Annotated in this window: 5 protein-coding genes and 1 pseudogene; 4 read left to right on the plus strand and 2 right to left on the minus strand. The window is 66.3% G+C overall.

What is annotated here, in order from left to right; all coding sequences use genetic code 11:
- The first annotated feature begins 166 nt into the window (after positions 1-166).
- The 4 genes from AD428_RS22590 to AD428_RS22605 all read left to right on the plus strand — a co-directional run bounded on the left by AD428_RS22590 (position 167) and on the right by AD428_RS22605 (position 4071).
- Positions 167-1339: an L-rhamnonate dehydratase gene (locus AD428_RS22590; protein ID WP_053246661.1), complete on the plus strand. Its 1173-nt coding sequence runs from the start codon at positions 167-169 to the stop codon at positions 1337-1339.
- A gap of 4 nt (positions 1340-1343) precedes the next feature.
- Positions 1344-2273: a dihydrodipicolinate synthase family protein gene (locus AD428_RS22595; RefSeq protein WP_053246662.1), complete on the plus strand. Its 930-nt coding sequence runs from the start codon at positions 1344-1346 to the stop codon at positions 2271-2273.
- A gap of 116 nt (positions 2274-2389) precedes the next feature.
- Positions 2390-3313: an ABC transporter ATP-binding protein gene (locus AD428_RS22600; protein WP_053246577.1), complete on the plus strand. Its 924-nt coding sequence runs from the start codon at positions 2390-2392 to the stop codon at positions 3311-3313.
- Positions 3310-4071, plus strand: coding sequence for an ABC transporter permease (locus AD428_RS22605; RefSeq protein WP_053246576.1), 762 nt, complete (start codon positions 3310-3312; stop codon positions 4069-4071). The genes AD428_RS22600 and AD428_RS22605 overlap by 4 nt, the downstream gene beginning before the upstream one ends.
- On the opposite strand, the gene AD428_RS22610 is transcribed toward AD428_RS22605, so the two are convergent.
- A complete protein-coding gene (locus AD428_RS22610) occupies positions 4061-4759 on the minus strand; it encodes a glutathione S-transferase family protein (RefSeq protein ID WP_200908081.1) in 699 nt (232 codons plus the stop codon). The genes AD428_RS22605 and AD428_RS22610 overlap by 11 nt on opposite strands.
- 111 nt (positions 4760-4870) lie before the next feature.
- A pseudogene (locus tag AD428_RS25710) lies at positions 4871-5067 on the minus strand (hypothetical protein); the annotation flags it as partial.

A 5067-nucleotide genomic window follows, 5' to 3' on the forward strand; every position in this document is an offset into this window, starting at 1 on the left:
CCGCCTACGACATCGCGGGCCGGGGCCGGGCCAACGCCGACGCCATGGCCCAGGCCCTGGGCATCGCCTGCCGCATGGGCCTGTCGCACCGCGCGGCCCGGGCCGCCGCCTGAGGCCGTCGCGCCGGTTTCGATTCCTCTTTCACCGCTACGCAGGAAACCTCTCCATGAAGATCAAGTCCGTCCGCGCCCGTGTCTACGAATGGACCGGCAAGACCGTGCCGCCGCAAGGCAATTTCTGCTCCAACGCCATGGACCTGCTGTATTCGCCGCAGGAAACCATGAGCACCTTCCGTTTCCACGGCTGGACGGTGGTGGAAATGGAAACCGACGACGGCATCGTGGGCCTGGGCAACGTCGCCCTGGCGCCGCGCGTGGCCAAGGCCGTCATCGACCAGTACCTGGCGCCCCTGGTCATCGGCCACGATCCCTGGGACTACGAGTACCTCTGGCAGCGCATGTACCGCGCCACGCACGCCTGGGGCCGCAAGGGCGTGACCATGGCCGCCATCTCGGCGGTGGACCTCGCCATCTGGGACATCCTGGGCAAGTCCGTGGGCAAGCCGGTGTTCAAGCTGCTGGGCGGGCGCACCAAGGAGAAGATTCCCTGCTATTACTCCAAGCTCTACCGCACCGACCTGAAAGCCATGCAGCAAGAGGCGCAGACCTATCTGGACCAGGGGTTCACCGCCTTCAAGATGCGCTTCGGCTACGGGCCCGCGCACCTGCAGAAGGGCGTTGTGGAAAACCTGAAATCGGTGGAGGCGGTGCGCGAGGTCATCGGCTACGACACCGACCTCATGCTGGAGTGCTACATGGGCTGGAACGTGGACTATGCCCGGCGCATGCTGCCCAAGCTGGAGAAGTTCGAGCCGCGCTGGCTGGAAGAGCCGGTGATCGCCGACGACATCGACGGCTATGCCGAACTCAACCGGCTGGGGTCGATTCCGATCTCGGGCGGCGAGCACGAGTTCTCGCTGCTGGGCTTCAAGCAGTTGCTCGACCGCAAGGCGGTGTCGGTGGTGCAGTACGACACCAACCGCGTGGGCGGCATCACCGCGGCGCACAAGATCAATGCGCTGTGCGAGGCCCACAGCGTGCCGGTGGTGCCGCACGCGGGCCAGATGCACAACTACCACCTCACCATGAGCACGCTGGCCTCGCCCATGAGCGAGTACTTCCCCATGTTCGACGTGGAAGTGGGCAACGAGCTGTTCTACTACATTTTCGACGGCGAGCCCGTGGCCCGCGAAGGCTTCATCGACCTGGAAGACGACAGGCCGGGCCTGGGCCTGACCCTCAAGACCGAATACCTCGACCAATTCAACATCATCGAGTAGCGCCATGAGCCTCACGCAAGCGCCGCGGTACCGCGGCATTTTCCCGGTGGTTCCCACGCCCTTCACCGAGTCCGGCGAGCTGGACCTGGCGAGCCAGAAGCGTGCGGTGGACTTCATGATCGACTGCGGGGTGGACGGGCTGTGCATCCTGGCCAATTTTTCCGAGCAGTTCGTGCTGGCCGACGACGAGCGCGAGACGCTCACGCGGCTGATCCTGGAGCACGTGGCGGGGCGGGTTCCCGTCATCGTCACCACCACGCACTTCAGCACGCGCGTCTGCGCCGCGCGCAGCCGCCGCGCGCAGGACATGGGCGCGGCAATGGTGATGATCATGCCGCCGTATCATGGCGCCACCCTGCGCGTGCCGGAGCCGCAGATCGTGGAATTCTTCCAGCGCGTGTCCGACGCGCTGGATATTCCCATCATGATCCAGGACGCGCCCGTCAGCGGCACGCCACTGCCGGCGGCCCTGCTGGCGCGCATGGCGCGCGAGATTGCCCAGGTGTCGTACTTCAAGATCGAAACGGCGGGCGCGGCGTCCAAGCTGCGCGACCTGATCGCGCTGGGCGGCGGCGCGGTCGAGGGTCCGTGGGACGGAGAAGAAGGCATCACGCTGCTGCCCGACCTGGACGCGGGCGCCACCGGCTCCATGACCGGCGGCGGCTTCGCCGACGGCATACGCCCCATTATCGAGGCCCACCGGGCGGGCGAGCGCGACGAGGCCTGCCGCCGCTACGAGCGCTGGCTGCCGCTCATCAACTACGAAAACCGGCAGGGCGGCATCCTGACGGCCAAGGCGCTCATGAAAGCCGGCGGCGTCATCGCCTGCGAGGCCGGCCGCCATCCGTTTCCGCCCATGCGCCCCGAGGTGCGGGACGGGCTGCTCGACGCCGCGCGCCGGCTGGATCCGCTGGTGCTGCGCTGGGGACGCTGAAACGGCCCGCCGCCGGCCATTGGGCCGGCAGGCCGAACACGCTGTTCCTCCTGTACGGATAAACAGCGGCGCATGGCCGGTAAAATGACCCGCTCTCCATTTTCGCGGGGGCTTCAGTGCAGCCGGTTATATCAGTGCAGGGGCTGTCCAAGCGCTACGCGTCGGGATTCCAGGCCCTCAGGAACGTAAACCTGGAGATCCGGCGCGGCGAGATTTTCGCGCTGCTAGGACCCAACGGGGCGGGCAAGACCACGCTCATCAGCATCATCTGCGGCATCGTCAACCCCACCGAGGGCAGGGTATGGGCCGACGGCCACGACATCGTCGCGGATTACCGCGCGGCGCGCTCGGCCATCGGGCTGGTGCCGCAGGAAATCTCCACCGACGCCTTCGAAAGCGTCTGGAGCACGGTGAACTTCAGCCGCGGCCTCTTCGGCAAGCCGACCGACCATGCCTACGTGGAGAAGGTGCTGCGCGAGCTGTCGCTCTGGGACAAGAAAGACAGCCGCATCATGGCCCTGTCGGGCGGCATGAAGCGCCGCGTCATGATCGCCAAGGCGCTGTCGCACGAGCCCAAGATCCTGTTCCTGGACGAACCCACCGCGGGGGTCGACGTGGAGCTCAGGCGCGGCATGTGGGACATGGTGCGCCGGCTGCGCGAAAGCGGGGTCACCATCATCCTCACCACGCACTACATCGAGGAAGCGCAGGAGATGGCCGACCGCATCGGCGTGATCCGCAAGGGCGAGATCATCCTGGTTGAGGAAAAGCACGCCCTCATGAAGAAGCTGGGCAAGCGCCAGCTCGCGCTTACGCTCAAGTCGGCGCTGCCCGCCGTGCCCGAGGCGCTGGCCGCCTACGCGCTGGAGCTGGGCGAGGAGGGCCGCAAGCTGGTCTACACCTACGACGAGCAGGGCGGGGCGGCCATCTCCCGGCTGCTGCGCCAGCTCAACGAGCTGGGCATTGAATTCACCGACCTCCACACCTCCGAAAGCTCGCTGGAGGAGATTTTCGTCAGCCTGGTGCACCAGTCATCATGAACTTCTACGCTATCCGCGCCATCTACCGCTTCGAGATGGCCCGCGCCTGGCGCACGCTGATGCAGAGCGTGGCCTCGCCCGTCATTTCCACCTCGCTGTATTTCGTGGTGTTCGGCTCGGCCATCGGCTCGCACATGGTGCAGATCGACGGCGTGAGCTACGGCGCTTTCATCGTGCCCGGCATGATCATGCTGTCGCTGCTCACGCAGAGCGTGGCCAACGCCTCGTTCGGCATCTACATGCCGCGCTTCCAGGGCACCATCTACGAAATCCATTCCGCGCCCATCTCATATCTGGAGATCGTGATGGGCTACGTGGGAGCGGCAGCCAGCAAGTCCATCATCCTGGGGCTCATCATGCTGGCGACGGCGCGCCTGTTCGTGCCGTTCGGCATCGCGCATCCGCTGGCGATGATCGGCTTCCTGGTGCTGACCTCGATCACATTCAGCCTGTTCGGATTCATCATCGGGATCTGGGCCGACGGCTTCGAGAAGCTGCAGATCATCCCGCTCATGATCATCACCCCGCTTACCTTCCTGGGCGGCACCTTCTATTCCATCAAGATGCTGCCGCCCTTCTGGCAGACCGCCACGCTGTTCAATCCGGTGGTCTACCTGGTGAGCGGGCTCCGCTGGTCCTTCTATGGCGTGGCCGACGTCAGCCTGGGCGTGAGCGTGGGCATGACGCTGGCCTTCCTGGCGCTGTGCATGTTCGTGGTGCGCTGGATCTTCAAGACCGGCTACCGCCTCAAGACCTGATCATGGGCGCACGGCGCGCCAGGCCGTCGAAGGCGTCCAGCAGGCGCTCGCGCCATGCGTACACCGCGTCGCCTTCGTCGAGCAGGGCGTGCGCGCTGGTGCAGCGCGCCCACATGAACATGCCGAAGACGGCATAGTCCGCGTAGGCGGGCTGGTCGCCGGCCAGGTAGGGCTGGCGCTCCAGCGTCTGGCGCAGCGGCTGCAGGGCCTGGCGGAACAGCCCGATCTGCGCCTCGTAGCCGGGCGGCAGCTCTTCCAGCGGGCCGAAGCGCTTTTCGCGCGTGGCGCGGAAATAGTCCTTGTCTTTTTCGTGGATCAGCGCGTGGATGGAGGGCAGCAGCAGGCGCGCCAGGATGGGCACCAGCGTGGCGTCGGCCCAGCCGTTCGCGAAACGCGACACGCCGCGGCCGATGGCGCCACCGAAGAGAGAGGGGCGGTCGGGGTAGCGGTCTTCGAGATGGCAGGCGATGCGCCAGGAATCGCTCACCGTGGTGTCGCCGTCCACCAGCACCGGCACCAGCTTCTGCTCCGAGAAGGCAATGGCTTCCTTCTCGGTGAAGCGCCAGGGCACGGTGCGCACGGCCAGGCCCTTGTGGGCCAGCGCCATGCGCGTTTTCCAGCAATGCGGGCTGAAGCGCAGCGATTCGTCGGCGCCGGCAAGGTCGTAAAGAATGCGTTCCGCGGTCACGATACAGGGACTCCCGTGATGGATTGAGGGGCTGATGCGCCGCAACAGCATAACGCCGCGACCCTGTATGCGCGACGGCGCCGGGGGAGCCCGGCCCGGCTCGCGCCGGTGCAGGCGGCCGGTGAATTCGTCCACGATGATGACTTCGCCGTCCTGCACCACGTATTGCTGTCGCGGAAGAACAGCGTGTGGGCGCGCAGCGCCACCATGAGGTGGTGCATCAGGGCGATGTGGCGCGGGTCGTACAGCGATTCGCCCTCGGGCAGGATGCCCAGGCGCGCCAGGATGGCCTCGGCGTTCTCGTGCCC

The organism is Achromobacter sp. DMS1 (genome assembly GCF_001270295.1).

What these genes read in the sequence shown, in the direction of transcription:
- AD428_RS22590 (WP_053246661.1), top strand. Translation starts at nt 167, where the DNA reads ATGAAGATCAAGTCCGTCCGCGCCCGTGTCTACGAATGGACCGGCAAG.
- AD428_RS22595 (WP_053246662.1), top strand. Translation starts at nt 1,344, where the DNA reads ATGAGCCTCACGCAAGCGCCGCGGTACCGCGGCATTTTCCCGGTGGTT.
- AD428_RS22605 (WP_053246576.1), top strand. Translation starts at nt 3,310, where the DNA reads ATGAACTTCTACGCTATCCGCGCCATCTACCGCTTCGAGATGGCCCGC.